The organism is Phytomonospora endophytica, from assembly GCF_014202425.1.
In the GTDB taxonomy this organism is placed as follows: Bacteria; Actinomycetota; Actinomycetes; order Mycobacteriales; family Micromonosporaceae; genus Phytomonospora; species Phytomonospora endophytica.
In genome coordinates, this window is record NZ_JACHGT010000005.1 from 343,502 (window position 1) to 369,560 (window position 26,059).

26 protein-coding genes are annotated in these 26,059 nt (G+C 71.5%); 12 read left to right on the forward strand and 14 right to left on the reverse strand.

Annotation, left to right across the window (positions count from 1 at the left end):
• Entirely contained in the window at positions 1-1,551 is a 1,551-nt protein-coding gene (locus tag HNR73_RS13500) for an ABC transporter substrate-binding protein (protein WP_184787748.1), read from the reverse strand.
• A gap of 149 nt (positions 1,552-1,700) precedes the next feature.
• Positions 1,701-2,906: an ROK family transcriptional regulator gene (locus HNR73_RS13505; RefSeq protein WP_184787749.1), complete on the reverse strand. Its 1,206-nt coding sequence runs from the start codon at positions 2,904-2,906 to the stop codon at positions 1,701-1,703.
• A gap of 259 nt (positions 2,907-3,165) precedes the next feature.
• Here HNR73_RS13505 and HNR73_RS13510 point away from each other — a divergent pair, with 259 nt between their 5' ends.
• The 5 genes from HNR73_RS13510 (at position 3,166) to HNR73_RS13530 (ending at position 7,716) form a co-directional block, all read left to right on the forward strand.
• Positions 3,166-4,431, forward strand: a complete 1,266-nt coding sequence (locus tag HNR73_RS13510; protein WP_203686896.1) for an ABC transporter substrate-binding protein — start codon at positions 3,166-3,168, stop codon at positions 4,429-4,431.
• A gap of 69 nt (positions 4,432-4,500) precedes the next feature.
• Entirely contained in the window at positions 4,501-5,388 is an 888-nt protein-coding gene (locus HNR73_RS13515) for a carbohydrate ABC transporter permease (RefSeq protein ID WP_184787750.1), read from the forward strand.
• Positions 5,385-6,284 (forward strand): carbohydrate ABC transporter permease, encoded by a 900-nt coding sequence (locus tag HNR73_RS13520; protein WP_239122362.1) that lies wholly within the window; start codon positions 5,385-5,387, stop codon positions 6,282-6,284. The genes HNR73_RS13515 and HNR73_RS13520 overlap by 4 nt, the downstream gene beginning before the upstream one ends.
• A gap of 46 nt (positions 6,285-6,330) precedes the next feature.
• Positions 6,331-6,519, forward strand: coding sequence for a hypothetical protein (locus HNR73_RS13525; RefSeq protein WP_184787751.1), 189 nt, complete (start codon positions 6,331-6,333; stop codon positions 6,517-6,519).
• Between the two features lie 3 nt (positions 6,520-6,522).
• Positions 6,523-7,716, forward strand: coding sequence for an ABC transporter ATP-binding protein (locus HNR73_RS13530; protein WP_275414590.1), 1,194 nt, complete (start codon positions 6,523-6,525; stop codon positions 7,714-7,716).
• On the opposite strand, the gene HNR73_RS13535 is transcribed toward HNR73_RS13530, so the two are convergent.
• The 3 genes from HNR73_RS13535 to HNR73_RS13545 are packed head-to-tail and all read right to left on the reverse strand — an operon-like array spanning position 7,709 to position 10,349.
• A complete protein-coding gene (locus tag HNR73_RS13535) occupies positions 7,709-8,512 on the reverse strand; it encodes a hypothetical protein (protein ID WP_184787752.1) in 804 nt (267 codons plus the stop codon). The genes HNR73_RS13530 and HNR73_RS13535 overlap by 8 nt on opposite strands.
• Before the next feature lie 53 nt (positions 8,513-8,565).
• The gene (locus tag HNR73_RS13540) at positions 8,566-9,231 is read right to left on the reverse strand and encodes a response regulator (RefSeq protein ID WP_184787753.1); all 666 of its coding nucleotides are present in this window, start codon (positions 9,229-9,231) and stop codon (positions 8,566-8,568) included.
• Entirely contained in the window at positions 9,228-10,349 is a 1,122-nt protein-coding gene (locus HNR73_RS13545; protein ID WP_184787754.1) for a sensor histidine kinase, read from the reverse strand. Before HNR73_RS13545 ends, HNR73_RS13540 begins: the two co-directional genes overlap by 4 nt.
• Positions 10,350-10,549: 200 nt before the next feature.
• On the opposite strand from HNR73_RS13545, the gene HNR73_RS13550 reads away from it, so the two are divergent.
• Positions 10,550-11,008, forward strand: coding sequence for a class I SAM-dependent methyltransferase (locus HNR73_RS13550; protein WP_184787755.1), 459 nt, complete (start codon positions 10,550-10,552; stop codon positions 11,006-11,008).
• Between the two features lie 10 nt (positions 11,009-11,018).
• On the opposite strand, the gene pdxR is transcribed toward HNR73_RS13550, so the two are convergent.
• Positions 11,019-12,431: a MocR-like pyridoxine biosynthesis transcription factor PdxR gene (gene pdxR, locus HNR73_RS13555; protein WP_184787756.1), complete on the reverse strand. Its 1,413-nt coding sequence runs from the start codon at positions 12,429-12,431 to the stop codon at positions 11,019-11,021.
• A gap of 83 nt (positions 12,432-12,514) precedes the next feature.
• Between pdxR and HNR73_RS13560 the strand changes: the two genes are divergently transcribed.
• From HNR73_RS13560 to HNR73_RS13570, 3 genes are all read left to right on the forward strand, one after another.
• Positions 12,515-13,498 carry an aldo/keto reductase gene (locus HNR73_RS13560; RefSeq protein WP_184787757.1) on the forward strand — a complete coding sequence of 328 codons (984 nt, stop codon included), beginning with the start codon at positions 12,515-12,517 and terminating at the stop codon, positions 13,496-13,498.
• 29 nt (positions 13,499-13,527) lie between these two features.
• Entirely contained in the window at positions 13,528-14,022 is a 495-nt protein-coding gene (locus HNR73_RS13565; RefSeq protein WP_184787758.1) for a GNAT family N-acetyltransferase, read from the forward strand.
• Positions 14,023-14,209: 187 nt separating this feature from the next.
• On the forward strand, positions 14,210-15,274 hold the full coding sequence (locus HNR73_RS13570; RefSeq protein ID WP_184787759.1) for a cellulose binding domain-containing protein: 1,065 nt from the start codon (positions 14,210-14,212) through the stop codon (positions 15,272-15,274).
• Between the two features lie 47 nt (positions 15,275-15,321).
• On the opposite strand, the gene HNR73_RS13575 is transcribed toward HNR73_RS13570, so the two are convergent.
• From HNR73_RS13575 to HNR73_RS13585, 3 genes are read right to left on the reverse strand one after another with little or no spacing between them, the layout of a single operon-like run.
• A complete protein-coding gene (locus HNR73_RS13575; RefSeq protein ID WP_184787760.1) occupies positions 15,322-16,242 on the reverse strand; it encodes a hypothetical protein in 921 nt (306 codons plus the stop codon).
• A gap of 3 nt (positions 16,243-16,245) precedes the next feature.
• Entirely contained in the window at positions 16,246-16,554 is a 309-nt protein-coding gene (locus HNR73_RS13580; protein ID WP_184787761.1) for a hypothetical protein, read from the reverse strand.
• A gap of 4 nt (positions 16,555-16,558) precedes the next feature.
• On the reverse strand, positions 16,559-16,975 hold the full coding sequence (locus tag HNR73_RS13585; protein WP_184787762.1) for a YbaB/EbfC family nucleoid-associated protein: 417 nt from the start codon (positions 16,973-16,975) through the stop codon (positions 16,559-16,561).
• A gap of 85 nt (positions 16,976-17,060) precedes the next feature.
• Between HNR73_RS13585 and HNR73_RS13590 the strand changes: the two genes are divergently transcribed.
• Complete coding sequence (locus tag HNR73_RS13590) at positions 17,061-17,840, forward strand: enoyl-CoA hydratase/isomerase family protein (protein ID WP_239122363.1); 780 nt, start codon at positions 17,061-17,063, stop codon at positions 17,838-17,840.
• A 55-nt stretch (positions 17,841-17,895) separates the two neighbouring features.
• On the opposite strand, the gene HNR73_RS13595 is transcribed toward HNR73_RS13590, so the two are convergent.
• The 4 genes from HNR73_RS13595 to HNR73_RS13610 all read right to left on the reverse strand — a co-directional run bounded on the left by HNR73_RS13595 (position 17,896) and on the right by HNR73_RS13610 (position 23,460).
• On the reverse strand, positions 17,896-19,875 hold the full coding sequence (locus HNR73_RS13595) for a hypothetical protein (RefSeq protein WP_184787764.1): 1,980 nt from the start codon (positions 19,873-19,875) through the stop codon (positions 17,896-17,898).
• Positions 19,872-21,926: a hypothetical protein gene (locus tag HNR73_RS13600; RefSeq protein WP_184787765.1), complete on the reverse strand. Its 2,055-nt coding sequence runs from the start codon at positions 21,924-21,926 to the stop codon at positions 19,872-19,874. The genes HNR73_RS13595 and HNR73_RS13600 overlap by 4 nt, the downstream gene beginning before the upstream one ends.
• The gene (locus HNR73_RS13605) at positions 21,923-22,252 is read right to left on the reverse strand and encodes a PadR family transcriptional regulator (protein WP_184787766.1); all 330 of its coding nucleotides are present in this window, start codon (positions 22,250-22,252) and stop codon (positions 21,923-21,925) included. Before HNR73_RS13605 ends, HNR73_RS13600 begins: the two co-directional genes overlap by 4 nt.
• An 83-nt stretch (positions 22,253-22,335) precedes the next feature.
• Complete coding sequence (locus HNR73_RS13610; RefSeq protein WP_184787767.1) at positions 22,336-23,460, reverse strand: epoxide hydrolase family protein; 1,125 nt, start codon at positions 23,458-23,460, stop codon at positions 22,336-22,338.
• 160 nt (positions 23,461-23,620) lie between these two features.
• Between HNR73_RS13610 and HNR73_RS13615 the strand changes: the two genes are divergently transcribed.
• The gene (locus HNR73_RS13615; protein WP_184787768.1) at positions 23,621-24,766 is read left to right on the forward strand and encodes an anhydro-N-acetylmuramic acid kinase; all 1,146 of its coding nucleotides are present in this window, start codon (positions 23,621-23,623) and stop codon (positions 24,764-24,766) included.
• A gap of 28 nt (positions 24,767-24,794) precedes the next feature.
• A complete protein-coding gene (locus HNR73_RS39745) occupies positions 24,795-24,998 on the forward strand; it encodes a hypothetical protein (RefSeq protein WP_184787938.1) in 204 nt (67 codons plus the stop codon).
• Here the strand turns inward: HNR73_RS39745 and HNR73_RS13625 are convergent.
• Positions 24,995-25,954, reverse strand: coding sequence for an amidohydrolase family protein (locus HNR73_RS13625; RefSeq protein ID WP_184787769.1), 960 nt, complete (start codon positions 25,952-25,954; stop codon positions 24,995-24,997). The genes HNR73_RS39745 and HNR73_RS13625 overlap by 4 nt on opposite strands.
• Positions 25,955-26,059 lie beyond the last annotated feature (105 nt).

The window sequence follows — 26,059 nt, forward strand, 5'->3', positions numbered from 1 at the left end:
TCAGGAGGCGCCCGGCCCGGTGGCCGTGCCGACGTGCTGGAGGACCGAGGAGACGGTGTACCCGGCGTAGGCGGGTGCGGCGACGACGCGCGCGGGCCGGTCGGCGAGGAACAGCGCGTAGGCCTGTTCGGCGACGGCGTGCCGCTGGATCTCGTCGAGCAGGCGGGTGCGCTCGTCCTCGTCGAAGGTGGCCGAGAGTTCGTCGAGGAGGTGGTCGAGTTCGGTGTCGCCGACGGCGCCGAAGTTGTACTGGCCTTCGGTGTGCAGGAAGTCGTGCAGGCGTCCGAGCGGATCGTAGGTGGTGCCCAGGGCGCTGTCGAAGCTCAGGCCGACGTCCCAGCCCGCCGGGTCGGCCATGGCCTCGTAGTTGGCGGGGACGTCGCGGACCTCGACGGCGAAGCCGGTCGCGGACAGTTGCGCCTGGAGGGCGGTGGCGATCACGGCGGTGTCGGGCTGGCTGCCGTAGGACAGGACCGTGATCGTGAGGGCCTTGCCGTCCTTGGCGCGGATCCCGTCGCGGAAGCCCCAGCCCGCCGCGTCGAGCAGGCGCGCGGCCTCGGCGGTGTCGGTGCGCAGATCCTGGCGGGCGTAGGGGACCGAGGCGGGGAACATGCCGATCGGCGGGCTGTAGAGCCCGTCCATGGCGTCGGCGGACAGCGACGCGTAGTCGATGGCCAGCGCGAGGGCGCGGCGGACGGCGACGTCGCCGAGCGGGCCCCGGGTGTTGACGAACCCGCGCAGGGGCGACGGGTTGGCCGTGGCGTCGATGACCCGCACGTCGTCGCCGAGGTTGCGCAGGGCCTCGGTGGGTGGGTAGAAGGCGAGGTCGGCCTCGCCGGAGCGGACGGCGAGCACGCGTGCCTGGCCGTCCTCCACAAAGGACACCTCGACGCCGTCGAGGGCCGGTGGCCCGTCACGGTGGGCGTCGTTTCGCTTGAGGGTCAGGCGATCCGGCGTCAGCGACGCGACGGTGAACGGGCCGGTGTAGATGCCCGCCGCGGCGATCGCGGCGTCGTCGGTGCGGTCGGGGACGGCGGCCAGGGCCGCGACGTCGTAGACGGGCAGGACGCCCTCATCGGCCAGGATGTTGGGCAGGTTCGGGGTGGGGGAGCGGGTCTCGATGATCACCGTGAGCGGGCCGTCGGTGCCGACGACGGCCCCGGCGAGCAGCGACCCCGTGCGCTTGTTCCCGGAGAGGTTGGCCTCGAACACGGCGTCGAGGGCGGCGGCGTTCAGCGGGTTCCCGTTGTGGAAGGCGATGCCGGGCTTGAGGTCGAGGCGCCAGCCGGTCGGCGTGTGGTGCTCGATCGACTCCAGGAGCCAGGGTTCGACGGTGCCGTGTTCGGTGGCGCGCATGAGCAGTTCGCCGTAGCCCCATTCCGGCGCCCAGAGTCCCTGCTGGAGCGGGTCGAGATTCTTGATCGTGTACGGGGTGACGACCCGCAGGACGTCGCCGTCGGCCGGTTCGGCGGGTGAGGAGCAGGCGGTCAGTGCGGTGACGGCGAGCAGCGCGACGGCCGGGGCGAGCCGGGTGAGGGGATGTCGGGACAACGAGGGCACCTCTCCACAGTCAAGATGAGAATGAAAATCGTTGTCAGATTAGCGGATGCGCGAGAACGACCCGGTGCGCCATCGCGCGCCCACCGTGCGTCCACAAGAGACTGTAGGGGGAGCCGGGGTGTGCTGGATAGGTCGCGACCTCAGGAGCTCAGTGCGAGCGCCACACCGCCCAGGGCCGTCGCGCGGTCGCCGAGCGCGGCCGGCGCGATGTGCACGGCCTCGGCCGCGGCGGGCATCGCCGTACTGGTGAGCCCGGTGCGCAAGGGATCCAGGAACAGCTGCGCCGCCGCGCCCAACTCCCCGCCGACGGCGATCAGCTCCGGATTGACCAGGTTCACCAGCCCGCCGAGGGCGATCCCGAGATGCCCGCCGGCGTCGTTGAGGATCCGCCGCAGCCGCGGGTCGCCCTCGGCGGCCAACGCGGTCAGCTCCGACAGCGCCGACAGGGTCGGATGGGTGTGCCGCGCGTGGTCCAGCAGCGCCCGGCCGCCCACGTACAGCTCAAGACAGCCCCGGTTGCCGCACTGGCACACCGGCCCGTGCGCGTCGAGCGTGATGTGGCCCAGTTCCCCGGCGGTGCCGGTGATCCCGCGGAACAGCACACCGTCGAAGACCAGCCCGGCACCGACACCGGTGGCCAGCTTGACGTAGACGAACACCTTCGTTCCCCGGCCGGCACCCCAGCGCTGCTCCCCGAGCGCGCCCAGGTTGGCGTCGTTGTCGGCGTGCACCGGCACCCCCAGCCGCGCCGACAGCTCCGACGCCGGAACCAGATCCGCCCAGGCCGGCAGCAGCGTCGGCGAACCCAGCACACCCAGTCGCGTCAACGGAACCGGAATCCCCAGCCCCACGCCCACGATGTCCCCGCGGACCGCCCCGACCTCGGCCAGCGCACCGTCGACCATCGACGTCGTACGGTCCAGCACGTGCGCCGGACGGTCGTCGGCGTCGCGGTCGAGCGGCTCGGAGCACTCGGTCAGGATCCGCTGCCCCAGGTCGGCCACCGCCACCCGCACGTGCCGACGCCCGATGTCCACCCCGACGGCGAGACCCGCGCTGCGGCTCAGACTCACCAGCGCCGCCCGGCGGCCACCGGTCGCCTGCGCCGCCGCCTTCGGCTCCTCACCGGCCAGGCCGGCCTCGCCGAGCTCGGTCAGCGCCGCCGACACCGTCGGCCGCGACAGGCCCGTCCGCGACACCAGCTCGGCCCGCGTGCTCGGGCCCGCCTCCCGCAACGCCCGCGCCACCCGGAAAGTGTTGCCGCGCAGTCCATCACGCCACAGCCGGGCCGCGTTCGCGCCCTCGGCTCGCGCTCGGCTCGGCGTGGAGACGTGGTCACTCGGCACGGAAGTCCTCCGGTCTGGGCCGTCCCCGCGGTGGACGCGAGGAGAACTCGGTCGGCAAAGTTTAGTCAACCGTTCACAGAACATCGTCCGGCATGGGCCACTTGGCCCGCTTTTCTGCGCTCAAAGGACCCCGGGCTTAACGGATTAGCAACAGAAACTTGGCAGCCGTTGACAGATCTCAACACGCCGTGGTGAGGTTCGCCTGGCGCAAGTATCTAACACCTGGGAGGTGGCAATGGGCCTTCGACGGAGAGGGTTCGTGGCGCTCGCCATGGCGGCCGCGCTCGCGGCACTGCCGGCCTGTTCGAAGGACGCGAACGACGGTGGCGGGGGTGACAACAGCAAGGTGGAGGTCTTCTCGTGGTGGACCGGTCCGGGCGAGGAGGACGGCCTCGCCGCGATGATCGCGGACTTCCAGACGAAGAACCCCGACATCGAGTTCGTCAACGCGGCGGTCTCCGGCGGTGCCGGGTCCAACGCCAAGGCCATCTTGCAGACCCGTCTCAAGGACGGCGACGCCCCCGATTCCTACCAGCGGCACGCCGGCCTGGAACTGCAGGACGACATCCGCAACGGCTGGGTCTCCGACATCACGAGCCTCTACGACTCCGAGGGCTGGCGTGACGTCTTCCCTGCGGAGCTGCTGAACTACCTGACCATCGACGGCAAGCTCTACGCCGTCCCGGTCAACATCCACCGCTCGAACCTGATGTGGTTCAACCCCAAGACCCTGAAGGACCTCGGCGTCGACGAGAAGGTCCCGGCCAGCTGGTCGGACTTCCTCACCGTCGCCGAGAAGATCAAGGCCAAGGGCAAGACCCCGCTGGCGATCGGCCCCGGCTGGACCCAGAAGCACCTGCTGGAGAACGTCCTGCTCGGCGAGCTGGGCAAGGCCGGCTACGACGGCCTGTGGAACGGGACCACCGACTGGACCGGTTCCGAGGTCACCGAGGCCCTCGGCGTGTTCGCCAAGGTCCTCGAATACAGCGACATCAAGGCCCCCTCCGCCGACTGGCAGCCCATGATGGACAAGGTTGTCTCGGGTGACGCGGCCTTCGCGGTCATGGGCGACTGGGCCGACGCCTACCTCAAGGGCGACAAGGGCCTGACCGTCGACACCGACTACGCGGTGGCGGCCTCCCCGGGTACCGACAACATCTTCAACTTCCTGTCGGACTCGTTCACCCTGCCCGCCCAGGCGAAGAACAAGACCGCCGCCGAGGCGTGGCTGAAGGAGGCCGGCTCCAAGAGCGGCCAGGACGCCTTCAACCCGAAGAAGGGTTCGGTCCCGGCTCGCACCGACGCCGACCCCGCCCTCTACACCGGGTACCTCAAGTGGGGCCTTGAGCAGTGGCAGGGCACCAAGGACGGCTCCATCCAGATCGTCGGTTCCCTCGCCCACGGCGTGGTCGCCAACAACGCCTGGAACGCCGAGATCGACACCGCGCTCGGGCTCTTCATCGAAGACGGCGACGTGGCCAAGTTCGCCGCCACCGTCAAGCAGAAGTACGAAGAGACCAAGTAGTCGCGACCAGGTGTGCCGTGCCGCGCGGGCACGGGCGGCACGGCACACCACCCACTGTGGAGTTACCTGATGAGACGCTTCCGGCGCTGGGGTCCGGCGCTGCTGCTGGTCACGCCGTCCCTGCTGTTGATCGGCGTGTTCGTGTACGGCTTCGCCGGGTGGAACGCGAAGGTGTCGACCTCGACCTCGCGCGGCTACCAGATCACCGACGACAGCGTGGGCCTGGACAACTACCAGAACCTGCTCAAAGACGAGCGCTTCAACATGGACGTGCGCAACGTCTTGATCTTCACGGCCGTGTTCGTGCTCGGCGCGCTGGTCACAGGCCTGGTCCTGGCGATGCTCCTTGACCGGGGTGTCCGCTTCGAGTCCTTCTTCCGCAGCTCCTTCATCTTCCCGATGGCGCTGTCGCTGATCGCCGTCGGCATCATCTGGCGCTGGCTGCTGCAGAACGGCGAACCGGCCGGGGGACTGAACAAGCTCTTCGACGACGTCGGCCTCGGCTTCCTGGCCGGTGACTGGTACAACTCCGACTCCAGCTGGGCGATCGCCTCGATCGCGCTGCCGGCGGGCTGGGCGCTGTCGGGCTACATCATGGCCCTGTTCCTGGCCGGCATCCGCGGTGTCCCCGAGGAGCTGCGCGAGGCCGCGCGCGTCGACGGCGCCAACGAGCCGCGCGTGTTCTGGCACGTCGTGCGGCCCATGCTGTGGCCGGTCGTGATGAGCGCGCTGGTGATCCTGGCGCACATCTCACTGAAGACCTTCGACCTGCTCCTGGCCATCGTGCCCAAGGGCGACCTGGCCCTCGACACCCCGGCGATGTACATGTGGTTCACCACCTTCGACGGCGGCTTCTACGGTCGCGGCGCCACCATCGCGACGCTGCTGCTGGCCGGCATCGCCGTGGTGATCGTGCCCTACATCTGGTACTCGGTGCGATCGGAGCGACGCAAGTGACCACCACCGCCGAGAAGACCGTCGTGGCCAAGCCCCCAAAGAAGCGCAAGGAGCGCGACTTCCGGATCCAGTCGAAGTACGCGCCCTACGCGCGCTTCGGCAAGTACGCCGCCCTGCTGCTGTTCCTGGTCTTCTTCCTCATGCCGATCTACGCGCTGATCGTGACCTCGCTGAAGGATCCCTCCGAGGTCAGCGTCCAGCGGGTGTGGGAACTGCCCTCGACGTGGTCCTTCGCCTCCTTCGAGGCGGTGTGGCCGAAGCTGCAGGACGGGCTGTTCAACAGCGTGATGCTCGCCGTCCCGGCGAGCATCATCTCGGCGCTGCTGGGCGCCGCCAACGGCTTCGTGCTGTCGAAGTGGCGCTTCCCGGGCGCCGACTTCGTGTTCCCGCTGATCCTGTTCGGGATGTTCATCCCCTACCAGTCGGTGCTGATCCCGATGACCGAGACGATGTCCTTCCTCGGTCTCAAGGGCGGACTCGACGGCCTGATCCTGGTGCACATCATCTACGGGCTGCCGCTGACCACGCTGATCTTCCGCAGCTACTTCTCGGGGATATCCGACGAGATCATCGAGGCCGCCGAGGTCGACGGCGCCGGGATGCTGCGGACCTTCTTCCACGTCGCGCTGCCCGTCGCGCCGCCCGCCTTCGCGGTGGCGATCATCTGGCAGTTCACCTCCGCCTGGAACGACTTCCTCTTCGGCGCGGTGCTGACCACGAACAAGTCGTACTGGCCGGTCACGATCGCGTTGAACAACATCGCCGGCGGCCAGTCGATCCCCTTCAACGAGGCCATGGCCTCCGCGCTGATCGCCTGCCTGCCGACGCTGCTGGTCTACGTCCTGCTGGGCCGGTTCTTCATGCGCGGGCTGATGGCCGGGGCGCTGAAGGGATGAGCGGCGTGCACGACGAGGACGAGCGCGAACGGATGGGAGCACGACGATGAGCACGGTATTCGAAGACGTCGGGCACTCCCGGCCACTGCGCGGCCTGGCCGCCGGTGAGGCCGAGACCCTCATGGACACCATCGCCGCGGAGTACTGGGACCCTTGCGGGCCCGCCGGCTCCGGCGGCACCGAACACCACGGCACGGGCGGCACGGGGCCGTCGGCCGCACTCCGGAAAGGCTGACTCGTGTCCGACACCGAAGCGATCGCCGAGGCCGACGTGGCGCTGCCCTCGGTCGGCGTCACCCTGTCCAAAGTGGACAAGGTCTACCGCGGCGGCGTCCGCGCCGTCGACGGCGTCGACCTCGACATCGAGCCGGGCGAGTTCATGGTCCTGGTCGGGCCCTCCGGCTGCGGCAAGTCGACCCTGTTGCGCATGATCGCCGGCCTCGAAGAGGTCAGCGGAGGCGAGATCCACATCGGCGGCGCCGACGTCACGCGCGACCTTCCGCAGCAGCGCGACGTGGCGATGGTGTTCCAGAGCTACGCGCTCTACCCGCGCATGTCGGTGCAGCGCAACATGGAGTTCGGTCTGCGGATGCGCGGCACCAAGCGCGCCGACCGGGCCGAGCAGGCCACCGACGTGGCCAAGACCCTCGGCCTTGAGCACCTCCTCAAGCGCCGTCCGGCGGCGCTGTCGGGCGGGCAGCGGCAGCGCGTGGCGATGGGCCGCGCGATCGTGCGCCGCCCGAAGGTCTTCCTCATGGACGAGCCGCTGTCCAACCTGGACGCCAAACTGCGTGTCAGCATGCGCGCCGAACTGTCCCGCCTGCACAAGCGCCTGGGCGTCACGACCGTCTACGTCACGCACGACCAGATCGAGGCGATGACCCTCGGGCAGCGCGTGGCGGTCCTGCGCGACGGCGTGCTCCAGCAGTGCGACACCCCGGCGAACCTGTTCCACAAGCCGGTCAACCTCTTCGTGGCGGCGTTCATCGGCTCCCCGTCGATGAACTTCGTGTCCGCGACCGTCGCCAGCGGCAAGGTCCGCTTCGCCGACGTCGAGGTCGACCTGCCCGAAGGCTCGCCGCTGGCCACCGCCGAACGCCAGGTCATCCTCGGCGTGCGGCCCACCGGCCTCGGCGTGGCGGGCAACGGGCACCCCGTGATCCGCGCGGTCCCCGAGATCATCGAGGACCTCGGCGACGAACGGCACGTGGTGTTCCCGGTCGCGGCCCCGCGCGTCGACACCGACGCCACCCGCGCCGCCGTCGACGCCGAGACAGCCGACGACGTCGCGCTGCTGCCCGACGACCACGCGCGTTTCACCGTCAAGCTCGGCATCGAGGTGGCCGTCGAGGTCGGTGAGCCGATCGAGCTGGCGATCAACCCCTCGCGGCTGTACTTCTTCGACCCGGAGACCGGCGAAGCCCTCACCTGAGGGGCGCATACCTGCCGGGGCCGGTCCACAGACGGCCCCGGCAGCGTGTCTCCTGGCCGAAGGCGATCGCGAGTGAACCGCCGGTGGCGGCCACGAGGCAGACGAAGGCGAACGCGGAGGCGAGCACCAGACCGAAGGCCGCCGATCCGCGTCCGTTGTCGACGGTCCGCACGACGTGCCGCGGATTACGTGCGTCGTAGCTGACGGCGAAGTGTTCGACGCCCATGCGCGGCAGGAGGATCCCGGCCATGAACATCCGCTCGGTGCCGTCGACGTCGACATAGGTGTAGACCGCGCGGCCCTTGCCGTCGATGTGGGAGTAGACCGCGTCGACGGTGATGCCGTGCTTCGGCAGGCGCCACAGGCGGAGGGCGTCGGGGAGCAGCAGATACACCCGGGCGGCCAGGAGCGTGCCGATGATCCCGGGGATCCCGAACAGCAGCACGAACCAGCCGTGTCCGGTGAGGAACAGCGGCAGCGCCAGCGCCACGTTGACCACGACGATGCCCACGGCGGCACCGATGAGCCGCCTGCGGTGCTTGATCCGCTCCACGTCGACGGGGTAGCGCCGCGAGGTGACCAGGGCGGCACCGTCGGCGGTGCGGTCCCGCTCGGTGCCGGTGGCCGCGGTCAGCACGATCGACACCGACCGTCCCTCGGCCCGCACCGAGGCGATCGCCTCCAGGGGGATCCGATGGTCCTCAAGGGGAAGGTTCACGTACAACTCGTCGCCGTCGAGGCGCAGGAGCGAGTCGCCGCGGCCGTTGAGCACGGGAGCGGTGGCCGTGATCGACATGGCGTGATCCTAGGAGCGGACGAAGGCCGTGGCGACGGTCCGTTCGGGCGGTGTCAGTCCCGCTCCCGCGCCGAGACCAGCCCCGCCTCATAGGCGAACACGACCAGCTGGGCCCGGTCGCGCGCGTCGAGCTTGACCATCGCCCGGCTCACGTGCGTCTTGGCCGTCGCCGGGCTGATCACCAGCCGCAGGGCGATCTCCTCGTTGCTCAGGCCGTGCGCGACCAGACCGACCACCTCGCGTTCGCGCCGGGTCAGGACGTCGGCGCCCGGCCCGTGGTCGACGTGCGGCGGGCGCGAGACGAACTCGCGGATCAGCCGCCGGGTGATCGCCGGCGACAGCAGCGCGTCCCCGCGCGCGGCCGTCCGCACCGCCCGCACCATGTCCTCGGGCTCGATGTCCTTGACCAGGAAACCGCCCGCCCCGGCCCGCAGCGCGTTGTAGACGTACTCGTCGACGCCGTAGTTGGTCAGGATCACCACCCGCACGTCGGCGAGTTCGGCGTCGGCGCTGATCAGCCGGGTCGCCTCGATCCCGTCCATGACGGGCATCTGCACGTCGATGATGGCCACGTCCGGCCGCAGTTCGCGGACCAGCTCGACGGCCCGCCGCCCGTCGGGGGCCTCGCCGACGACCTCGATGTCGTCCTCGGCGTCGAGGAGTGCCCGGAACCCGCCCCGGATGAGCGCCTGGTCGTCGGCGAGCAGGACCCGGATCACTTGGCCCCCAAGGGAAGAACGGCGTGCACGTCGAACCCGGCGCCGTCGTCGGCGGGCGCCGCCCGCAGCGTCCCGCCGAGGGCCGCCACCCGCTCGCGCATGCCGATCAGCCCGACGCCCGGCTTGGACGCAGGGGCCTGCGCGCGGCCGTCGTCGGTGATCCGGACGGCCAGTTCGCCCTCACCGAACGCGAGCCGTACGCGCGCGGTCGCCGGACCGGCGTGGCGCGCGACGTTCGTCAAGGCCTCCTGCACGATCCGGTAGGCCGCCTGCCCGACCTCGGCGGGCACGGCCTGTTCGGCCCCCTCCGTGGCGAGGGACGCCGGGACGCCCGCCGCGCTGGCCCGTTCCACCAGCGCGGGCAGGCCCGCGAGGCCCTGGGAACTCTCCCCGGGGCCGCGCAGGACGTCGAGGGTCTCCCGCAGCTCACGGGTGGCGACCGTGCTCGCCTCCTGGATCGCGGCGAGCGCCGCCGGTGGCTCCTCGCCGCGCTTGCGGGCGAGGTGGACGGCGACGCCGGCCTGCACCTTGATCACCGAGATGCTGTGGGTGAGGGAGTCGTGCAGGTCGCGGGCGATGCGCAGGCGTTCCTCACCGGCCCGCCGCAGGGCCATCTCCTCGCGGGTGCGCTCGGCCTCGGCGGCGCGCTCCTCGACTTCGCGGACGTAGGCGCGACGCTGCCGCGAGACCTGGCCGAGGAAGGCCGCGGCGACGAACCAGCCGGCGGGCAGGAAGGCGGTCTGGAGGATCTCGCGCAGGGGCCGGGTCTCGGCGATCAGGTCGCCGACGATCGACAGCATGAGCACGGGCAGGACCACCGCGAGCACGAGTTTCCAGTGCCCGGCGTCGATGACGGTGTAGACGCCGAGCAGGATCGGCAGCGCCTGGATGATCGACGGGGTCCCGATCGCGCCGTAGGCGAGCGCGCCGACCAGCGACAGCAGCAGGGTGGTTCGCGGATAGGCCGAACGCAGCAGCATGACGCCGCCGGACGCGACGGCCAGGACCGGCCCGAACGCGGGGACCGGGCCGTCGGCGAGCAGCAGGTCGATGAGCTGCACGGCCACGACGGTCACGGCGAGCAGCACGTCGAGCCGGAAGGGGGAGATCTTGCCCATGAGGTGACGGTAACCGGTCGCGACGGGCGCGGCCTCGTCCCCGGAGGCGAGATCCCGGCTACCTCAGCGGGAGTACGCCGGGGCCGGCGTACGGCCGTCCGGGCAGTCCGAAGACACCTCGTGCGTGCGACGACGGGGCACCGTTGCGGCGGCGAGGATCTGACCCGGCGCCACCACCGCCGCAGAAGGGAAACCCCGTCATGACGACGCACGAACTCCTCCGCGACGCCGCACTGCCCTCCCTGGCCCGGATCGACGCCTACGACTGGGTCCTGGTGCTTGGCTGCGGCATCGGCTGGACCAGCAGGCGCGCGGCCCATCGCGCTCACCGGGGCCAGGTCCTCGGCCTCGACGCGCGGCCCGGGATGCTCGCCCGCGCGCGGGAACTCGCCGCGGCCGAGGAGCTGCGCAACCTCCGCTACGCCGACGTCTCCGGGCTGTCGGCGGGCCTCGGCGCGGGCGACTTCGACGTCGCCATCGTCCACAGTGGAGTGGCGTGGTCGGCCCTCACCGCCCTGTCCCGGGTGCTCGTGCCGGGCGGCCGCGTCGTCGTCGAGTGCGAGGATCCCGGCGAGGCCGCCGCCCGCCTTTCCGCCGCCGGTTTCACCGAGGTCGCGCCCGCGGCGCCGGAGGTCGTGGCGGCCGTCGCGGCCGGTTAGGCCCGGCCTTTCACGCGGTTGCGGTCCGGTACGTCCGGGCCATCAGGTCCACCGCGGCGCGCAGGCGGTCGGGCGTGTTCGCCGCGTAGGAGACGACCAGTCCCGGGAAGGGGGCGGCGGCGGTGCGCATGTAGCGCGAGAGCGCGATGACGTTGACTCCGGCACCGGCCATCCGCGCGGCCAGCGCCGAGTCGTCGGTCCCAGGAGGCAGCCGCACGACCACGTGGAGTCCGGCGGCGACCCCGGTCGGCCGCCAGCCGGGCAGGTGGGCCGCCAGTGCCTCGACGAGGGCGTCGCGCCGCCGGCGGTACTTGCGGCGTGTGCGGCTCAGGTGCCGGTCGTGGCCGCCGTCGCGCAGGAAGGTCGCGAAGGTGGCGTGGTCGATGACGCTCCCACCCCGGTTGAGCAGTTCCTTGCGGCGCAGCGCCGACCGGTGGTAGCGGGACGGGCCGACCAGCCACCCGAGTCGCAGGGCCGGGGCGAGGGTCTTGCTGACGGTGCCGACGTAGGCGACGCGGTCCGGAGCGAGTCCCTGCAGCGCGGCCACCGCGGGACGGTCGTAGCGGTGTTCGGCGTCGTAGTCGTCCTCGATGATCAGCGCGTCGTCGCGTGCCGCCCAGTCCAGCAGGGCGTGGCGCCGCTCCGGGCTCAAGACCACACCGAGCGGGTACTGGTGCGCAGAGGTGACCACCACGGCCCGGCAGCCGCTGCGCCGCAGCGCGCCGACGTCGATGCCGGACTCGTCGACCGGGATCGGCACCGCTTCGAGGCCGTTGCCGGACAGGATGTCGACCTGGCCGGGATAGCAGGGGTCTTCGACGGCGATGCGCCGGTGGCCTTCGTCGCGCAGGCTCTGGGCGAGCAGGGCCAGCGCCTCGGCGGCGCCGTGCGTGATGAGGACGCCCTCGGATGCGGCGGCGACCCCGCGGACGCGGCCGAGGTAGGCGGCCAGTTCGCTGCGCAGCGCCGGCAGGCCGGAGGTGTCGGGGTAGGCCAGCGCCGAGTCGGGAAGCGCGGTGAGGGCCCGTTTCGCCGCCGACGACCACGCGGCGCGCGGGAACTCCGACAGCGCGGGGATACCGGTGCGCAGGTCGAATGCGAAGGCCGGGGCGGGGTCCGGCGGTGGTTCGGTCGGCGTGGTGCCCGCCGGTGGCACCGCGGCCGCGACGAAGGTTCCCGAGCCCGGTCGTGTCCGCACGTAGCCTTCGGCCGTCAGCTGCCGGTAGGCGGCGGTGACGGTGCCGCGGGCGACACCGGCCTGCCCCGCCAGGTCCCGGGAGGACGGCAGTCGCGTCCCCGGCGGGATCCGGCCGGAGCGGATCGCCGCGCGCAGCGCGCGTTCGGTGCGCCGCCCGCGCCGGCCGTCGCCCGGCGCCTCGTCGGACAACAGCAGTTCGAGCGCGGCGTGCCAGTGCTCGGCCATGCCCGCGAATCTAGCAACCGGACCAGTTTTCGTGCCCACGAGTGGACCTGTCAGTGGACCGGTCCGGTCCATACGGTGGCGTCATGGAATACACCCCTCTGGGCCGCTGCGGACTCGTCGTCAGCCGCCTGTGCCTCGGCACCATGAACTTCGGCCCGCACACCTCCGAAGCCGACGCCCACACGATCCTGGACAGGGCGCTCGACGTCGGCGTCAACTACGTCGACACCGCGAACTCCTATGGCGGACGCCGCGGCGAAGGCGTCACCGAGCAGATCATCGGCGCCTGGTTCGACCGACGTGACCTCGCCAGGGACAAGGTGGTCCTGGCGACCAAGGTCTACACGCCGATGAGCACCTGGCCCAACGACGGGCGGCTGTCGGCCCGCCACATCATCGCCTCGTGCGAGGCGTCCCTGCGGCGGCTGCGCACCGACCGGATCGACGTCCTCCAGATGCACCACGTCGACCGGAACGTCACCTGGGACGAGATCTGGCAGGCCATGGACACCCTGGTGGCGCAGGGGAAGATCCGCTACGCCGGATCCTCCAACTTCGCCGGCTGGCACCTGGCGGCCGCCCAGGAGTCGGCGGTCCGGCGGCACAGCCTGGGCCTGGTGTCCGAGCAATGCCGCTACAACCTGATCACCCGGCACGCCGAACTGGAGGTACTGCCCGCCGCGCGGCACTACGGGATCGCCGTCGTGCCGTGGTCGCCGCTGGAGAGCGGCCTGCTGGGGGGCGTGCTCGCCAAACAGGCCAAGGGCACATCCGTGCGAGGCGACAACGACCGCGGCGAACTGATGCGCGAACACCACGACGCCATCGAGGCCTACGAGAAGCTCTGCGCCGACATCGGCACCGAACCCGCCGTCCTGGCGCTGGCGTGGCTGCTGTCGCGGCCCGGCGTGACCGCGCCGATCGTCGGCCCCCGCACCGTCGGGCAACTCGACGGCGCGCTGGCGGCACTGGACCTGACCGTGGACGCCGCGATCACCGAACGGCTCGACGCCCTGTTCCCGCCGATCGGCGCCGGTGGACCCGCCCCGGAGGCCTGGGCGTGGTGACCGTGTCGTCGCGGTTCGCCTTCCGGGACATGACCGGGTCCGACCTGGGCGACGTCATCGGCTGGCACGCCGCACCGCACGTGGCTCCATGGCGGCCCGGCGAGCCCGACCTCGCCGCCGCCCGGCGCAAGTACCTGCCGTGGATCCGCGGCGAGCACCCCAACCACCTCTCGGTCGTCCTCGCCGACGGGCGCGCCTGCGGCTACGCCTGGCATTATCGCGTCGGCGACCACCGCGACTACGCCCTCGCCACCGGCGAACCCGACGCGGTCGGCTTCGACGTCGTCATCGGCGACGCGACCGCGTGCGGCCCCGACCTGGCCCCCGCCATGCTCCGGGAGTACCTGCGCCAGGTCGTGCTGAAGGCCCATCCCGACGCGCGGCGCCTGGTGTCCAGCCCGCCCACGGGTGAAGCGGAAACGATCCGGGCCCTGACGGCGGCGGGCTTCGCGCCACTGCGTGACATCACGGTCTTCGACGGTGAACCCGCCGAGACCCTGTTGCTGCTGACCATCGGGGGATGACGACCGCTTCGGCGGAGGAGCCGACCGGTTCCTCCGCCGCTTCCGGCCGGTCCCGCACCGTGGTGGATTCCGATAACATGACGCCACGTCACGTACCGGCCATCGGGCCGACACGGCGCCGCGTCGGGAGCGCTGCCGCCGGAGGCGGTGGACCGTGCCCGTCGGTCCTCCTCACCAGGAGGCACCCATGCACCGACGCTCCCTACTACTCACCCTGCTCGCCCTCGCGCTGGCCGCCCTTGGCCTCGTCATCGTCGAGCCCGCCGCCTCGGCCGCCGCGCCCGTGCGCGTCATGCCGCTGGGCGACTCCATCACCGCCGGACCCGGCTGCTGGCGGGCGCTGCTGTGGGACCACCTGCGCTCCGACGGGTACACCGACCTCGACTTCGTCGGCGGTGTCGCCGACGGCGGCGGCTGCGGCTACGGCTTCACCTACGACGGCGACCACGAAGGTCACAGTGGACTCGCCGCGACCGCGCTGGCCGCCAACGGCCAGCTGCCCTCGTGGCTGGCCGCGGCCCGGCCCGACGTGGTCGTCATGCACCTGGGCACCAACGACATGTGGGGCGGCTACATCCCCACCGACAACGTCATCGCCGCCTATACGACCCTCATCGGGCAGATGCGGGCCCAGAACCCGGCGATGCGCGTCGTCGTCGCGCAGATCATTCCCATGCACGGCTGCGCGACCTGCCCGGAGGACGCGGTCGAGCTCAACCGGCGCATTCCGGCCTGGGCGGCCGGACTGACCACGGCGGCCTCCCCGATCAGCGTCGTCGACCAGTGGACCGGCTTCGACGTCGCCGCCGACACCTACGACGGTGTCCACCCCACCGACTCCGGTTTCCGCAAGATGGCCGACCGTTTCCACCCGGCCGTCGCGGCCGTCCTCGGCGGTGTGACGCCGACACCGACGACGCCGACCGCCTCGCCGACGCCGAACCCGCCCGGCGGCTGCACGGCCGCCTACCGTGTCATCTCGCAGTGGGGCGGCGGTTTCCAGGCCGAGGTGACCGTATGGAACACCTCCCCACGCGCGATCAACACGTGGCAGGTCGTCTTCGCCTTCACCGAAGGGCAGCGCGTGACGCAGTCGTGGAACGCGCGGGTGACCCAGCCGGCGGCGACGGTGACGGCCCTCAACGCCGACTACAACGGCAGCCTGGCCCCGAACGCGTCGGCGGCCTTCGGGTTTATCGCGACCTGGACGGGCGCCAACACCGCACCGGCGGCGAGCTGTTCGGCCACGTGAGCACGGCCGCACGCCGGGCCTCCTCCCCGAGGGAGGCCCGGCGGCGGCTACTTGGGCTCGGTCGGGGTCGGCTTGTCGTTCCAGCCGGTGCCGGTGTCGAGCTTGTTGTAGTCCCGCCAGCCACCCTTGTCCGGGATCCACTGGTTTCCGTATGCCGAGGCCTGCCCGGCGGGCGCGGTCTCCCCATTGGGACCCGGCAGGGGCAGAATGTTGAGCCCCGTCCCGGCGCCCAGCGCGGGCAGGGCGAGCGCGCCGCCGCCTTTGATGGCGGCTCCGAAACCCTTGACCTCCCAGTAGGCGGCCGCGCCCGCGGCGATCTCGTCGAGGCTGTCGACGACGCCGTTGAAGGCGTCACCGGCGAAGGCCCTGGCGTTGCCGTGCCCGATCTGGATCCCGGCGTCGATCACGGCGGCCGCGCCGACCAGCGCGGCCATGGCGCGGCCCGTCGCCCCGATGGCGTCCTCCAGGCGCCGGAGCGCCTGATAGCCGATCGGCGCGACGACCTTGATCTGGGCGGAGGCGACGGCCTTCGTCCACGGGATGACCGAGGCGATGCCCAGGATCAGCAGGTACGTGGCCAGTGAGGCCATCGCGATCACCAGGACCAGCAACAGGTAGCCGAGTACGGTCATCGCGATCGACAGTGCCTGGGCCAGGTACTCCATGCCCTGGAGGGCGCCTTTGACGTCCTCCATCGTCTCGGCGAAGGCGTCGCGGTCGTCGGACTTCCACTCCTCCTCGCTGACGCTGTCGACGACGGAGGTGACCGCCTTCTGGGCCTCCCGGAGGGTCTGGGCGACCTCACCCCACTTCTTGCCGATCTCGATGACGCCCTCGGGGTCGCACTGGCTGGCGAAGATGATCGCGGCGATCTTGAAGACGTTACGGTTGCGCGTCAGGGGTGCCGCGATCAGGATCTCCACCAGTGCGATCTTCGCCGCGATGTCACTGGCGCTGTTTCCCGCCACGGGTCACAGCCCCTTGAAGGTGTCGGCGGTGTTGGCCTTCTCGACGTCTTCCCAGGCACGGGCCGCGCCTTTCAGCCGGTCGTGGATCTGGTCGAGCAGTTCCCATTGCCGTTTCAGCTGTGCCTCGAAGACCTCGGCGGCCATCGCGTAGGCGACGGCCATCGACGGGATGACCGTGGTGAAGTTCGCCGACTCCACCTCCTGCAGGTCGGGCAGGCCGTCGTTGACCTTGTCGAGCTTCTCGCCGACCTCCCTGACCATTTTCGGGCCGAGGCCCTCGATCTTCGACGCGGTGATTCTGCGGTCGGTCACGATGTCATCCTCCCGTCGCCCTGCGCAGGCGCCATACGAGTTCTTCGGCCTGGTCACTGGTGTCGGCCGCGAGCCGTTCGAGGCCGCGGGCCAGATCCTCGGTGGCGGCGGGGCTGAAGTCCTCGCCGATCCCTTCGTCCTTCGCCTCGTCGAAGCGGCGGCCCAGGTCCTCCCGGGCGCGCCTGCTCAGGTCGAGGATCGTCTCGGCGAGGGTCTCCGAGCCCTGCCGCATCGCCCGCGCGTCGATCGTGAGGTCGTCGAGGCAGCCGTCGGCGGAGACGCGTACCCGCAGGAGACCGTCGGAGCTCTCGGCCTCGCCGACGAATCCGCCGGCCTGCGCGTCGAACTCCTGGTAGCGCTCGGCGTGTTCGGCCAGCGCGCGCAGGGTCTGTTCCATCCCCGCGATCGGGTCGTCTCTCATGTTGCCCCCTTCGGTGGTGGTGGCTCCACCCTGCCCGCAGGGGGTTGGCTCTCCGTTGGGTCGCGGCGGGTGGCATCGTGTCGGCGTGACAGCACAAGGACTGGACCTGTCGGTCGTGGTGAAGGACGGCGTCGGGCTGCTGGAGATCGACCGGCCGCCCAACAACTACTTCGACGAGCACCTGATCGGGCTGATCGTCGACGCCGCCAGGGAACTCGACGGGGACCCGCGCTGCCGCGCCCTGGTCCTGGCCTCGCGTGGGAAGCACTTCTGCGCCGGCGCGAACTTCAACCCCGGTGGCGCCTTCGCCGGCGACCGGGTCGCGGTGTCGTCGCGGCTCTACCGACGCGCCGCCCAGATCTTCGAGGTCGAGACGCCGATCATCGCCGCCGTGCAGGGTTCGGCCGTCGGCGGCGGGCTGGGGCTGGCGTGCGCCGCCGACTTCCGCGTCGCCGACCCCTCGACGCGCTTCGTGGCGAACTTCGCGCGCCTCGGTTTCCACCAGGGCTTCGGTCTCAGCGTGACGCTGCCCGACATCGTCGGCCGTCAGGCCGCCGCCGACATGCTGCTCACCGGCCGCCGCGTCGACGGCACCGAGGCGCACCGCCTCGGCCTCGCCGACCGGCTCACCGAACCCGGCCGCCAGCGGGACGTCGCCTTCGCCTGGGCCGCCTCCATCGCGGCGGCGGCCCCGTTGGCCGTGCGCTCCATCCGCGCGACGCTGCGCTCGGATCTGGCCGGCCGGGTGCGCGAGGCCCTGGACCATGAACTGTCCGAGCAGGAACGGCTCTGGGCGACCGCCGACGCCGCCGAGGGCATCGCGGCGAACCTGGAGCGGCGCGATCCGGTCTTCCGGGGCGAGTAGACACACGTTCGCGAAGGGCGGTCACCGGTGTACGGTGACCGCCCTTCGCGTTCTCCTACGGCAGTACCGGATCGGTCACCCCGCCCCCGCGGAGGAGAGGTTCGCGCGAGCGGCTCCGCGCGGCCGACGCCCCGCCTTCGGCGAAGGTCGTGACCAGCCAGGCGATTCCGGCGCCGAGAAGCGTGACGGCGGGCATGAGCACATCGCCGGGGAAGATCTCCTTGCCGTAGCCCGCGACGGCCCAGAGGGGCGCGCCGATGGCTCCGGTGATCGCCCAGGACACGAACAGGATGGGGACGGAGGCCAGTGCCGTGCCGACGAGCGCGGCCGCCCATCCGCCCGCGGAGCGCGCTCGGCCCTCCCAGCGGATCGTGGCCAGGGTCCAGGCCGCCAGTACGGGCCCGACGGCTATCCCGTAGCCGAGCCCTCCGGTGAAGGCGAGTGCCGTGGTGACCAGGGCGGTCCGGACCGTCAGGCCGATGATCGCCCGCGCGATGGTGACGTGCCGCCGCCGGGCACCGAGCGCCGCGAGGCCGGAGAGCACCGTGAGCGCGACCGACGCGATGACGATCTGCGGGGGATAGTCCCAGACCGCGGTGTCGGTGGGAACGTTGACGGAGCCGAAGACCCCGGTCACCGCGAAGGCCGCCAGGACCGCCACGAAGGTCAACGGCCGTGCGGTGTCCGCGCCCCGCCCCGGCAGGATCCGGTCGCCGAGCCACCAGGCGACGGCGAGCAGGACGGCGCCGGTACCGGCCGCCTGGACGGCACCGATCGTGCCGTGCACGCCGAAGCGGTCGAGGAGGAGATCGGCGGCGACCAGGAGGGGTGTGGCGAGCACGGCGGTGAGCAGCGGCCGTCCCAGTCCGGTCAGGACGACGGTCCCGGCGAGGACGGTGGCGAGTACGGCGGTCAGCCGGGCCTCCAGGGCCCACGATGTGATGGCGTCGTCGTGCGTGGCGAAGGCGAGCGTCCACACCCAGCTGCCGAAGGCGGCGACTCCCAGGGCACCGGCGGTCCAGCGCAGTGGTGCCAGTGGCCGCGCGGCCCGCACGGCGGGGGTGGAGGCCTCGGCGGTGGCGGGTGCGGTCTTCCGCGAGCGCAGCACGTAGGCGACGGTGAAGGTCGAGACCGCGACCAGCATGCCCATCGACGGGCTCAGCGTCGTGGCGAGGCCGTCGTCGACCTCGTTTCCGCTGACCCCGGACTGGATGCTGACCAGGGACAAGGGGAACCACAGCAGGCCGTGGAGTGATTCGGCGAGTGTGCCGGGCCTCGCGTCCGCTTCCGTGAGGAGGGGCGTCGCGAAGATCATCGCGACCAGATCGAGTACGGCCAGCGAACCCGCGGAGACCGCGAGCGCGGCCCAGGGCCCTTTCCTCAGCAGGCGTACCGCCAGCGCGGTCACCGCGAACATCGCGGTGCCCCACGCGGTGAGGGCGATGGCGTCGACGAGCGGGGTGAAGTCGACCTCGGGCCGCAGGAAGCTCGGCCAGCCGGGCGTGGCCACCGTGAGCACGAGCAGGGTGGCGGTCACGACACCGAAGGCCTTGAGGAGGTTCGGCATCGGGAAACGGGCGCCGAGCCGGACGCCGGCGAAGGCGAGGGCGGTGGCCAGGAGCACGATGCCGATGCCGACGGCCCAGGTGGCAACCGTGGTCTGGTGGGGGACGCCGTCGGGGTCGACGACACTGCGGCCGGACCACAGGAAAGCGAAGGCGGGCAGGGTCGCGCCGAGCCCGGCCGTGACCATCGTGGCGACCACCAGCAGCAGCACCGGTGTCAGGCGGCGGCCGCGTTCGGGAAGGAGCTCGCGCCAGCCACGGGGGACGCCGTGCCCGTCGTCGGCCGGCGGTGCCGCGGCCAGGCTGAAGGCGAACCGGAGTCCGCGCAGTGACCGCAGTAAAGGGCTCGTCGACGTGTCGTGGTGGATGGTGTGCATCTCGGCCTCCCATTCCAGGCGTTGTTCGGTGCGCATGTCGGCGGGCCAGCGTCGGGCCGCGACGTCCAGTAGCAGTCGGGCGGTGGCGGTCATACCGTCGTCAGTCCTCCCACTCGGGCGGTCAGGGTCTTCGGCCGTGCGGTGCGGTCGCGGGAGACGATGATCGCGGCGGGCAGGCCGATGATCATCGCCCCGATGAACATCGGGACGCCGTCGTGGCTGATCCCGGTTCCGGCGGCGTTCATGAGGGGCTCGGTGATGGTCCAGCCGCCGATGTTGACGCCGAGCAGGACGATGACTCCTTGCAGGGCCATGGCCGGTGCGAAGACCAGCGCGAGGATCGCGATGCGCAGCGCGGGGCGGCGGACGCGGTCCCAGCGGATCACGGTCGCCGCGATGAGGAACATCGGCAGGGCGAGCAGTCCCGCGCCGGCGAGGAACGGGACCCGCTCGCCGTCTCCGGCCAGGCCGATCGCAGCGAAGAGGACGGCCGGGACGGTGACCATGGCCAGGGCGCGGCCCTTCGAGGGCGGGCGTTTCCGGGCTGTCACGGCGGCGGTCATGCCCAGCGCGATCGTGGCGGCGGCGATGACGGCGGTGATGACGCGCAGGTCGGCGGGCGGATCGGCGAACTCGCTGGCGTCCCCCGAGGTCATCTGCAGGAACACCAGGGGCGCCGCGTAGACGGCGAGCAGGGCGATGACGGCCTGCCCGCGGCGCCCGTTCGGGGTCGCGGTCACGGTGAAGGATCTCGCCAGACTCCAGACGCCCCAGGCCAGGCCCGCGCCGAAGACGCCGGCGAGGACGAAGGCGGTCGGGTCGGGGATGTCGACGGCGCTGACGGCGATGTCGGCGATGAGCAGCGTGACGCCGCCGACGACGGTGGGGACGAGCGGCCTGCCGCGGCCGTTGAGGGCGTAGGCGAGGGCGAGCATGGCGAGGAGGATCGCGGCGAGCCGCAGCTCGAAGCCGCGGACGAAGAGTTCGGGGTGGTCGTCGCGAGGTTCGATCCGGGAGGCCGTGTAGGAGACGGTCCAGGCCCAGGTGCCCAGGGCGACCGCGACGCAGGCGAGCGCGGCGATCCGGGGCCTGCGGGGGACGACGCGCGGCTCCACCACCACGGCCGGTGCCGCCGCGGGGACCCGGACCGCGGCCCGTGCGGAGCGGACGGTGTAACCGATGAGGAACACCAGGGCGAGCAGGTAGGCCGTCATGGATCCGGACAGCGTCCAGGCGATGTCGCCGGTCGTGGAGACCGTGGTGGGTTCGGGGGTGTTGAAGAGGAAGAACTCGTGGCTTCCGAGCGACATGGGGAACCACAGCGGCGCCATGGACAGGTCGATGAGGTCCGCCGTGACGAAGCTGTCGGGGGCGGTCGCCCTCCGCAGGCCGATCTCGACGGCGACGAGGTCGAGGAGGATCAGCCCGCCGGCGACCCCGAGCACGCGGGCGACCCAGCGCATCCCACCCCGGGCGATGAAGACGACCCCGATCGCGACGGCGGCGGCCACCACCGCCCACATGCCGAGGCCGAACCAGTCGTAGAAGACCCCGACTCCGGACCAGAAGGCGCTGAGGGCGAAGCCGAGGCCGACCAGTGCGACCGCGCCGACGGCGGCCAGGGCCCGGCGCCACGCGGTACGGGGTGCGGTGAGCAGCGGCAGGCGGCGGCCGACGAGGGTCCCGAACCAGCCGACGAGGAACGCGGCGACGGCGCACACGGCGAAGCCGATGGCGACCTTGGTCCAGATCGCCCGGGGCGCGTCGGCGTAGTCGAGGTTCGAGCCGAGGAAGAGGTCGCCGAGGAGCCGGCCGGAGACGCCGATGAACGAGGTGAGCAGGTTCGTGGCGATGCCCGCCCCCACGAGTACCAGCGCGGGCCACAGCATCCGCCCCCAGGCGGGCAGGAACTCCCGCCAGCCGCGCGGGACGCCGTTCTCGTCCTCGACGGGCGGCGACGCGGCCAGGCTGAGGGCGAAGCGCAGGCGCCGGAGGGCGCGGATCAGGCGTCCGGTGCCGGGATCGGTGGCCATGACGTGGAGCTCGGCTCCCCATTCGGCGACCTGGTCGGCGCGGATGTCGGTCGGCCAGCGGCGCGCGGCGATGGCGATGCAGCGGGTGGTCACGCCGTCGAGGAGGCTCATGCGGTCCTCGGTTTCCCGGCGGCGCCCTCGGCCTTCGACAGGTGCTGGTACAGCGCGGCGAGTTCGGTGCGGGCGCTGGCGAGCCCGTCGGGGGTGAGGCGGTAGTAGCGGCGGGCCGGGCGGCCGGCGGTCTCGGGGTCGATGTCCTCCCATTCGGCCGTGACCCATTCGGCGCGCTGGAGGCGGACGAGGATCGGGTACAGGGTGCCGCTTGGCAGACCGGTGTCGCCCATGAGATCGAGGCCGTAGCGATCCACGGTCGGATCGGAGAGGAAGGCCGCGAGGACCTTCGCCACCGCTGCGGTGACACGTACTTTCTCAGGCATAGCAGAAACTCTACATAGGGTCGGGGCTGCTTGTCCACCCGACGGGGAACGGCGGCCCCGGCGCATGCCGGGGCCGCCCCGGATCACCTGAGGGGGCCGAAGAAGGTCCTCAGTTCACCGGCGACGAGCTCCGGCTCCTCGATGGGCAGGAAGTGCCCACCGCGCTTCGGCTCGCTCCAATGGCGCAGATCGGTGCTGGCCCGCTCGGCGATCGAGCGCGGGAAGTTCGCCATCACCGGTTCGTGGCTCAGCGTCACCGCCGTCGGCACCGTGATCGGCGAGCCGGGCTTGTTGTGCTCGTAGTCGAAGTACTGGCGGAACGACGTGCCGATCGAGCCGCTCGCCCAGTAGACGGTGAGCATCGTCAGGAGCGTGTCGTGGTCCCAGGTGGCGGCGAAGTCGTCGGTCCAGTCGTGGTACTTGTCGACGATCCAGGCGGCCAGCCCGGCGGGGGAGTCGATGAGCGCCGCCCCGATCGTGTCCGGCCGCGACCACATGATCTCGCTGTAGCCCTGATCGTTGACGTCGTAGGCCTTCTCGGCGGCCATGAACGCCTCCTCCTCCGCGGTCGGCTCGGGGTCGAACTTCCCCGGGAAGGGCGGATGGATCGTGTGCACCCCGACGACGCTGTCCGGGTACTGCGTGGCCGTGCGCATGGACACGCCACCGCCGATGTCGCCGCCGAAGACGCCGTAGCGCTCGTAACCGAGCACGCCCGTCAGCAACTCGTGCCACAGGTCGGCGACGCCGCCGCGGGTGAAGTGCCCGGCCATGGTCTGCGACCAGGCGAAGCCCGGCAGCGACGGGATGACAACGTCGAAGGACACCGACGGGTCGAGGCCGTGCGCGGCCGGGTCGGTCAGCGGACCGACCAGCGGCAGCATCTCCACGAAACTGCTCGGCCAGCCGTGCGTGAGGACGAGCGGCAGCGCGCCCTCGGCAGCCTTGCTCCTGACGTGCACGAAGTGCACGTCACGGCCGCCGATCTCGGCGAGGAACTGCGGGAAGGAGTTCAGGCGCGCCTCGGCGGCGCGCCAGTCGAAACCGCCGGCCCAGTGGGCGACGAGGTCGCGCAGGTAGCCGGGGTCGGTGCCGCCCGCCCAGTGCTCGTCACTGGAGGCGGTGGTGAAGCGGGAGTTCAGGAGGCGGGCCCGGAGGTCGTCGAGGACGGCGTCGGACACGTCGATCCGGAAAGGTCGAACAGACATGGTTCTCCACATTCGAAGCGGTGTGGACCCGCGCCCGGCGTACTTCAGCCGATGGTCGAGGAGACGCGCGCCCGATCGTTGACGATGATCATCGCGTCACCTCCTTGAACAAGAATCTTGGACCGTCGATCATGTTACCCGACGGGCTACGCTCGCGGCCATGCGCATCATCGGGATCATGTCGGGCACCTCCCACGACGCGATCGACGTCGCCGCCGCCGACTTCTCCTACACCGACGGCATCCTCCGCCTCACGCCCCTCGGCGACCTCGCCGTCGAGCATGATCCGCGACTGCGCGCCGCCGTCGTCGCCGTACTGCCCCCGGCCAAGACCACCATCGGCGACGTCTGCGAACTCGACACCCGCCTCGGCCGGGCCTTCGGTGCCGCCGCCGCCCGCGGCCTCGCCGAACTGTGCGAAGGACACGCCGACCTCGTCGTCTCCCACGGGCAGACCGTCTTCCACTGGATCGAAGGCACGCGCGCCCACGGCACCCTCCAGCTCGGACAGCCCGCCTGGATCGCCGCCGCCACCGGACTTCCCGTGCTGTCCGACCTGCGTGCCGCCGACATCGCCGCCGGCGGGCAGGGCGCCCCGCTCGTCCCCGTCCTCGACGCCGGTCTCCTCGCCCCCGGCCAGGCCGCGCTCAACATCGGCGGCATCGCCAACCTCACCGCCGTCGCGGCCGACGGCGCCGTCACCGCCTACGACATCGGGCCCGGCAACGCTCTCATCGACGCCGCCGCCCGCGTCCACTTCGGACTCGCCTACGACAAGGGCGGAGCGCTCGCCGTGCGCGGGACGGTCGACGAGGCCCTCCTCGCCAGGCTGCTCGCCGAGCCCTACTATCGCCTGCCCGCCCCGAAGTCGACGGGAAAGGAGCTGTTTCACGGCGGCTACCTCGACGACCTCGGCTGGACCGGTGACCCGCACGACCTCCTGGCGACACTGACCGAGCTGACCGCCGCGACGATCGCCGACGCGGTCGCCGCGCACGGCTCGCGGATCGTCTACGCCTCGGGCGGTGGAGTGCACAACCCGCTGCTGCGGGCCCGGATCTGGGCGCGCGGCGAGGGACGGTTCGAGCTTCGCGAGACCGGGGACTTGGGGATTCCGGTGGACGCGAAGGAGGCGTATGCATTTGCGCTGCTGGGGTGGTTGAGCGCGCACGGGCTGCCGGGGGCGTTGCCGGAGGCGACGGGTGCTTCGCGCGCGGCGGTGCTGGGGTCGCTGACGGCGGGCGTGCAGCCGCTGCGGCTGCCGGAACCGCTGGGGGAGTGGAGCGGGCGGATCGTGGTCGGATGAAGGTCCGCCAGTGGGCCTACCTCTCCCTGTGTTCGGAGCAGATGAACGCGGAGGAGATCACCGCCCGGCTCGGGTACTCCAGCTGGTCCGGTACCTCCACGATCCCGACGGCGTCGATCGCGACGGGGAGGACGTACCGGACCCGCTCGGATGGCACCTGGACCGGGCTGTGCTCGACTTCCTCGCCGCCACCGGTGCCGAGCTGGACGTTGACGAGTACGCGTTCGGCTAACCCACGCGCTGCTCCCGCGTCACCCCGCCCATCGCGCCCTCCGGCTCGAACCCGTCGAGGTGGCCCAGCAACTCCGCCCGCCGGTCCTCCGACGTGAACCCCGCGCGGACCGCCGTGCGCGTCAGCTCCAGCAACTCCGCGTCCGACAGCCCCAGTTGCGCGGCCGCCGCGTACTCGTCGCCGATGGTCGTGCCGATCTGCACCGGGTTGTCCGTCCCGAGCGCGACCTTGATCCCGTGGGCGCGGAAGCGGCGCAGCGGGTGGTCGGCGAGGCGCGGCACGGCCCCGAGCAGCACGTTGCAGCTCAGGCAGCACTCGACCGTCACCTCCCGCTCGGCCAGCACGTCCAGCAGCCACGGGTCGCGGAACGCCTGCGTGGCGTGCCCGATGCGGGTCACGCCGTCGAGGTGGGCGACGGCGCCGATGTTCGCCGTGGAGAACTCGCCGGCGTGCACGGTCACGCCGAGACCGGCGTCGACGGCCCGGTCGACGACCTGGCGCCCGACCCGCCAGTTGGCCTCGGTGGCATAGGGCACATAGAGCAGATCCATCCCGGCCAGGCCTTCGGTGGCGGCGCGCACGCACTCGTCGACGACCGCGGCGAGCCGGTCGGGCTCGTACCAGAGCAGCACGCTGGCGATGGCCTCGGCGTAGAAGACCGGATACTCGTCGCGGACGCGCTGTTCGGCCCGCCGGAACAGCTCCATGAAACCGGGCCGCAGCATCGACTCGTTGCCGAAGCGGACCTCGGTGAACACCGACCCGGCGGCCGCGCTCTCCAGCAGGGTGTCGGCGACGCGGTCGACGAAGCCCTCGTCGTCGTCGGCCGAGGCGGGCGCGGGGAAGACCTGCGAGAGACGCTGCAGCCTCGCCATTCCCGGGGGCGCCTCGGCGAGCAGGTCGCCGCGCCAGGCGGACCAGTCGTAGGGCTCCCGCCCGGCGCGGCTGGCCAGCACGCGGTCGAGTCTGGGGGACCACTCCTGGTGAAGGTGAACATCGGCCTTAGGCATCATGGGCGGATCCTCTCACTTTCTCCGTTTTGCAGTGGTATATAAGCTCCG

What these genes read in the sequence shown, in the direction of transcription:
- HNR73_RS13615 (WP_184787768.1), top strand. Translation starts at nt 23,621, where the DNA reads ATGCGCATCATCGGGATCATGTCGGGCACCTCCCACGACGCGATCGAC.
- HNR73_RS13560 (WP_184787757.1), top strand. Translation starts at nt 12,515, where the DNA reads ATGGAATACACCCCTCTGGGCCGCTGCGGACTCGTCGTCAGCCGCCTG.
- HNR73_RS13600 (WP_184787765.1), bottom strand. Translation starts at nt 21,926, where the DNA reads ATGAGCCTCCTCGACGGCGTGACCACCCGCTGCATCGCCATCGCCGCG.
- HNR73_RS13595 (WP_184787764.1), bottom strand. Translation starts at nt 19,875, where the DNA reads ATGACCGCCACCGCCCGACTGCTACTGGACGTCGCGGCCCGACGCTGG.
- HNR73_RS13605 (WP_184787766.1), bottom strand. Translation starts at nt 22,252, where the DNA reads ATGCCTGAGAAAGTACGTGTCACCGCAGCGGTGGCGAAGGTCCTCGCG.
- HNR73_RS13515 (WP_184787750.1), top strand. Translation starts at nt 4,501, where the DNA reads ATGAGACGCTTCCGGCGCTGGGGTCCGGCGCTGCTGCTGGTCACGCCG.
- HNR73_RS13525 (WP_184787751.1), top strand. Translation starts at nt 6,331, where the DNA reads ATGAGCACGGTATTCGAAGACGTCGGGCACTCCCGGCCACTGCGCGGC.
- HNR73_RS13585 (WP_184787762.1), bottom strand. Translation starts at nt 16,975, where the DNA reads ATGAGAGACGACCCGATCGCGGGGATGGAACAGACCCTGCGCGCGCTG.
- pdxR (WP_184787756.1), bottom strand. Translation starts at nt 12,431, where the DNA reads ATGGCCGAGCACTGGCACGCCGCGCTCGAACTGCTGTTGTCCGACGAG.
- HNR73_RS13545 (WP_184787754.1), bottom strand. Translation starts at nt 10,349, where the DNA reads ATGGGCAAGATCTCCCCCTTCCGGCTCGACGTGCTGCTCGCCGTGACC.
- HNR73_RS13550 (WP_184787755.1), top strand. Translation starts at nt 10,550, where the DNA reads ATGACGACGCACGAACTCCTCCGCGACGCCGCACTGCCCTCCCTGGCC.
- HNR73_RS13565 (WP_184787758.1), top strand. Translation starts at nt 13,528, where the DNA reads ATGACCGGGTCCGACCTGGGCGACGTCATCGGCTGGCACGCCGCACCG.
- HNR73_RS13535 (WP_184787752.1), bottom strand. Translation starts at nt 8,512, where the DNA reads ATGTCGATCACGGCCACCGCTCCCGTGCTCAACGGCCGCGGCGACTCG.
- HNR73_RS13610 (WP_184787767.1), bottom strand. Translation starts at nt 23,460, where the DNA reads ATGTCTGTTCGACCTTTCCGGATCGACGTGTCCGACGCCGTCCTCGAC.
- HNR73_RS13570 (WP_184787759.1), top strand. Translation starts at nt 14,210, where the DNA reads ATGCACCGACGCTCCCTACTACTCACCCTGCTCGCCCTCGCGCTGGCC.